At 60.4% G+C, this 4439-nt stretch carries 3 protein-coding genes and 1 pseudogene; all 4 read right to left on the bottom strand.

The window, feature by feature from the left end; translation table 11 throughout:
• The coding region (locus H0V34_13750) for a type II toxin-antitoxin system death-on-curing family toxin (protein MBA2492703.1) at positions 1-163 on the bottom strand (163 nt) is incomplete at its 3' end.
• A gap of 7 nt (positions 164-170) precedes the next feature.
• Positions 171-398: a hypothetical protein gene (locus H0V34_13745; protein ID MBA2492702.1), complete on the bottom strand. Its 228-nt coding sequence runs from the start codon at positions 396-398 to the stop codon at positions 171-173.
• 103 nt (positions 399-501) lie between these two features.
• A complete protein-coding gene (locus H0V34_13740) occupies positions 502-1284 on the bottom strand; it encodes a hypothetical protein (protein ID MBA2492701.1) in 783 nt (260 codons plus the stop codon).
• A 75-nt stretch (positions 1285-1359) separates the two neighbouring features.
• Positions 1360-4433 (bottom strand): annotated as a pseudogene (locus tag H0V34_13735) (type I restriction endonuclease subunit R).
• Between the last annotated feature and the right edge of the window lie 6 nt (positions 4434-4439).

Genomic DNA, 4439 nt, shown 5'->3' with positions numbered 1-4439 from the left:
CCTCTATCCCATCCTTAAGCAGCGGCTCCCCGCCGTAAGAGGCTTGCGGCGCTGCTATGGCTGATTCCAGCAACGCCCGGTCACGCAGCCCGGTCGAGCCTCCATGCGCGGCAAGCACCTCTTCATGGATGGCGAGCACGGCGTCGACCGTCAGGTGACGCATGTACGAGTCACGCCAGGCTCTTGAACAGCTTGCCGTTGCGCTTGATCAGCTTCCGCGCCCGGGTTCGCGCCTCATCTTCGGCGACGATTGGCGTAACCGGTGTGATAGTGACGGTACCGCCAGCGTGCACGGTCACGTTGACTTGATCACCCGCCTTCAGCCCGGTGAGCTCGCGCAACGTCGTGTCGAAGATCAGACCTTGAGAATTGCCGATTTTTGTGATGGTTTTGACCATGACTTGGTTTTCGTAAAACAATGTTTTACTAGTTTAGAGCCGAGTTTCGTTGCAGGCAAGCAGAATACCGCCACGATCCATTGAGTCCATAACGAGCGGCGGCTTACCGCAGCGAAAAGCGCGCCTCGATTCTTGTATAGAATAATCGCGTGACGCCTTCGAAGCCGGAGTCCGTGCCCACCACCAGCCACAGCGATCCGTCGTCCCCGGTCTGCACCTGAAACAGCCGCGCGGTCGAGCTTTCCAGTCGCTTGGGCGCGAACACCGGGTTGACGCAATCCACATTCACGCCGATGTTGCCCAGCACCTGCATGTCGGCGCCGCCCACGGTCTGGTTGCCATTGTCGATGTTCATGCGCAGAAATCCGTTCGCGTCCGGCGTCGCGACAGGCTGTACCACCGACGCGCCGGCCTTCAGCGTAATCGCCGGCGAACCGCCCGCGCCGATGCAATCGTTGCCCGCCTCGGAGCCGATCCCGACCGAGAAGTCCACGAGATACGTCTGATTCGGTTGCAGCCCCGTTATCCGGCGCCGCACGAACATGAACAGATCGTCGCTGCGGTTGTTGCCGGAGATGAACAGCCCGTTGCGATTGGGATTGAGATCGGGCAGCAGGGGTCGGAGATCGAAAATCAGCTCAAAGAACCCATCCTGACCCTGCGGGAGATCGGCGAAACCAACGCTCCAGCCCGGCGCGCTCTGCGAAAAATCGAAGCGGAAGGTCTGTTCGTCATCGTCGTTGTCGTCGATGCCCAAACCGTCACCGCTGGTGCAGCCGAACGCCCCCTCGTCGGAATCCACCACGCCGGTAGCGGAAAAAATATCCGGGCTCAAAATCAGCAAGCAGATCAAGCACCACTGAACAAGGCACTTTGTGCGTGACATACAAGAACCTCAGCGGGATGCCGCGCTGATATCTTACATCCGGGTCAGCTGCTCTACATAATGTCACGCGGGCCATCACGCCAGCGCCCATTCCTGAGAAAGGGCGGCGGCCTGTTCGAGCACCGTCAGCGTCGCCTTTTCCTGCTTGTCCGGCGGATAGCCGTACTTGCGCAGGATACGTTTGACGAGCACGCGCAGCTGGGCGCGGACGTTTTCACGCATTGTCCAGTCGATTGTGACGTTTTTGCGGACCTGCGCCACCAGCTCGCGCGCAATCGTTCGTAACGTGTCGTCGCCAAGCACCTGAACCGCGCTGTCGTTCGTCTCCAGCGCATCGTAGAACGCGAGTTCGTCATCGTTGAGGCCGAGTTGTTCTCCGCGCGCACCCGCTGCGCGCATTTCCTTGGCGAGCGCGATCAGCTCTTCGATGACCTGCGCGGCCTCAATGCCACGGTTCTGATACCGGCGCAGCGCTTTTTCCAACATTTCGGCGAATGAACGCGCCTGAACCACATTCTTGCGCCTGCGTGTTTGAATCTCGCCAGCCAGCAGTTTACGCAGCACTTCCACGGCCAGGTTGCGCTGGGGCATGCCGCGCACTTCGCCCAGAAATTCGTCTGACAAAATCGAGATGTCCGGTTTTTCAAGACCTGCGGCTGTGAAGATAATCGACCACCGCGTCGGACGCGACCGCGCGCGAAATAATCTGCCGCACGGCATGATCGAGCTCTTCCTCGCTCTTCGACTCCGCCGGAGACCGCTTTGCCAGACCGGCGCGTACGGCTTGGAAGAATGAAACGTCATCACGAATGCGCATGGCTTCCTCGTGCGGGGCGGCCAGCGCGAAAGCCTGCGACAATTCCAGCACGGTTCGCAGCAGCCGATCCTTGCCCTCGTGCTGCGCAAGGATGTGTTCCTGTGCGGCAGGCAGCAGACTTAGCTTTTCCGCCGGCGCGCCATCTATCCATTTCGAGTAGTCGAAGCCGTAGAAGAGGCCACAGCAGATCTCATATTTCGTGAGCATGAGGGCAACCGCTTCTTGCTGGTCGATGGCCGTCCGACCCGTCCCGCCGCTCTGGGTATAGGTGGCAAGCGCCGCCTTCAGGGCGGGCGCTAGCCCAAGATAATCCACCACCAGCCCGCCCGGCTTGTCGCGGAACACGCGGTTTACGCGCGCGATTGCCTGCATGAGTCCGTGGCCGCGCATTGGTTTATCAAGATACATCGTGTGCAGCTATGGCGCATCGAAGCCCGTCAGCCACATGTCGCGCACAATCACCATCCGGAAGTCGTCTTTCGCTTCGCGGAATCGATGGGCCAGCGCCTCACGACGCACCTTGTTGCGGAAATGCGCTTGCCAGACCAGCGGATCGGACGCGGACCCGGTCATCACCACCTTCAGCGCGCCTTTCTCATCGTCTTCGTGGTGCCAGTCCGGCCGAAGGTTGGCGATCTCGCGGTATAAATCCACGCAGATGCGCCGACTCATGCAAACGACCATCGCTTTCCCTTCCATGGCTTCCAGCCGCTTCTCATAATGCTCCACGATGTCGCGCGCGATCAGCTTCACGCGTTTTTCGGAGCCGACGATAGCTTCGAGCTGCGCCCACTTTGTCTTCAGCTTTTCTCTGCGCTCAACCTCTTCGCCCTCGGTGATCTCCTCGAACTCAGCGTCAATTCGCGGGCGTTCGGTTTCGACCAGGCCGAGTTTTGCAAGGCGGCCCTCGTAGTAGATCGGAACAGTGGCCCGATCCTCGACCGCGCGCTGGATGTCGTACACGCTGATGTAGTCGCCGAATACCGCGCGCGTATTCTTGTCCGTGAGCTCGATCGGCGTGCCGGTGAAGCCAATGAACGAAGCGTTCGGCAAAGCATCGCGCATGTGGCGGGCGAAGCCATCGATGAAGTCGTACTGGCTGCGATGTGCTTCGTCAGCGATTACGACGATGTTGCGACGGTTTGAAAACAGCGGATGCTGGTCGCCTTTCTGCTCGGGCATGAATTTCTGGATGGTCGCGAACACCACGCCGCCCGCGTCAACCGTAAGCCTGGCGCGGAGATCGCTGCGGCTCTCCCCCTGCACGGGCGGCTGCCGCAGCAAATCCCGGCAGCGCGAGAAAGGTGGCGAAAAGCTGATCGTCGAGATCGTTGCGGTCGGTGAGGACGACGATCGTCGGGTTCGCCATAAACGGTTCACGGATCACGCGCCCGGCGTAAAAGGCCATGGTCAGGCTCTTGCCCGAGCCCTGCGTGTGCCAGACCACACCAATGCGGCGGTCGCCTACGTCGCCGCCGTGCTTCGTGCCACTCTCATATCGTCCTTTCGCGTCCGCCACATCAAGCCGCGCGGCGCGGATCGTTTCCATTACCGCCACGCGCACCGCGTGGAACTGATGATAGCCCGCCATCTTCTTGACGAGCTTGCCGCCGCCTTCGTCCTCGAAGACGATAAAGTGGCCGATGAGATCGATGAGCCGCTGTTGATCGAAAACACCCTCGATCATTACCTGCAGTTCCGGCATGGTCGCCGGCGCCAGTGCCTCGCCCGCGATAGTGCGCCATGGCTTGAACCATTCGCGCCCCGCGGTAAGCGTGCCGATGCGCGCCTCTACGCCATCCGAGATCACTAGCAGCGCGTTGTAGGCAAATAACGCCGGTAGCTCGGCTTTGTACGTTTGAAACTGCCGGAAAGCGGGCCAGATTGTCGCCTCCTCGCTGACCGCGCTCTTGAGCTCGATCAGCACCAGCGGCAGTCCATTGACGAACAGCACCACATCCAGCCGGCGAGCGTGCTTGTTCTCGATGACGGTGAATTGATTAACCGCGAGCCAGTCGTTCTCGTCGGGATTCTCGAAGTTCAGAATGCGCACCTGCGCGCCACCGATCGAGCCGTCGGGCCGACGATACTCAACAGCAACCCCATCCACTAGCATGCGGTGGAACGCGCGATTGCGGGTTTCCAGCATTGGTCCCTCAGGATGGGTGATTTTGCGGAAGGCGTCGTTGATTGCTTCGGCGGGCAGTTTCTGATTCAGGCGGACCAGCGCACTGCGCAGACCCCCGGCGAGCACGACATCCGAGTAGGTATTGCGCAAAGCACTATGCTCGCCAGGTAGAACTTCGCTACCAGATACAACGGTGTAGCCCAGCTCCCA

It is taken from the genome of Gammaproteobacteria bacterium (genome assembly GCA_013696315.1).
Lineage (GTDB): Bacteria > Pseudomonadota > Gammaproteobacteria > JACCYU01 > JACCYU01 > JACCYU01.
The sequence above is the reverse complement of the archived record's forward strand: the minus strand, read 5'-3'. Positions and strand labels throughout refer to the sequence as shown.

What these genes read in the sequence shown, in the direction of transcription:
- H0V34_13745 (MBA2492702.1), bottom strand. Translation starts at nt 398, where the DNA reads ATGGTCAAAACCATCACAAAAATCGGCAATTCTCAAGGTCTGATCTTC.
- H0V34_13740 (MBA2492701.1), bottom strand. Translation starts at nt 1,284, where the DNA reads ATGTCACGCACAAAGTGCCTTGTTCAGTGGTGCTTGATCTGCTTGCTG.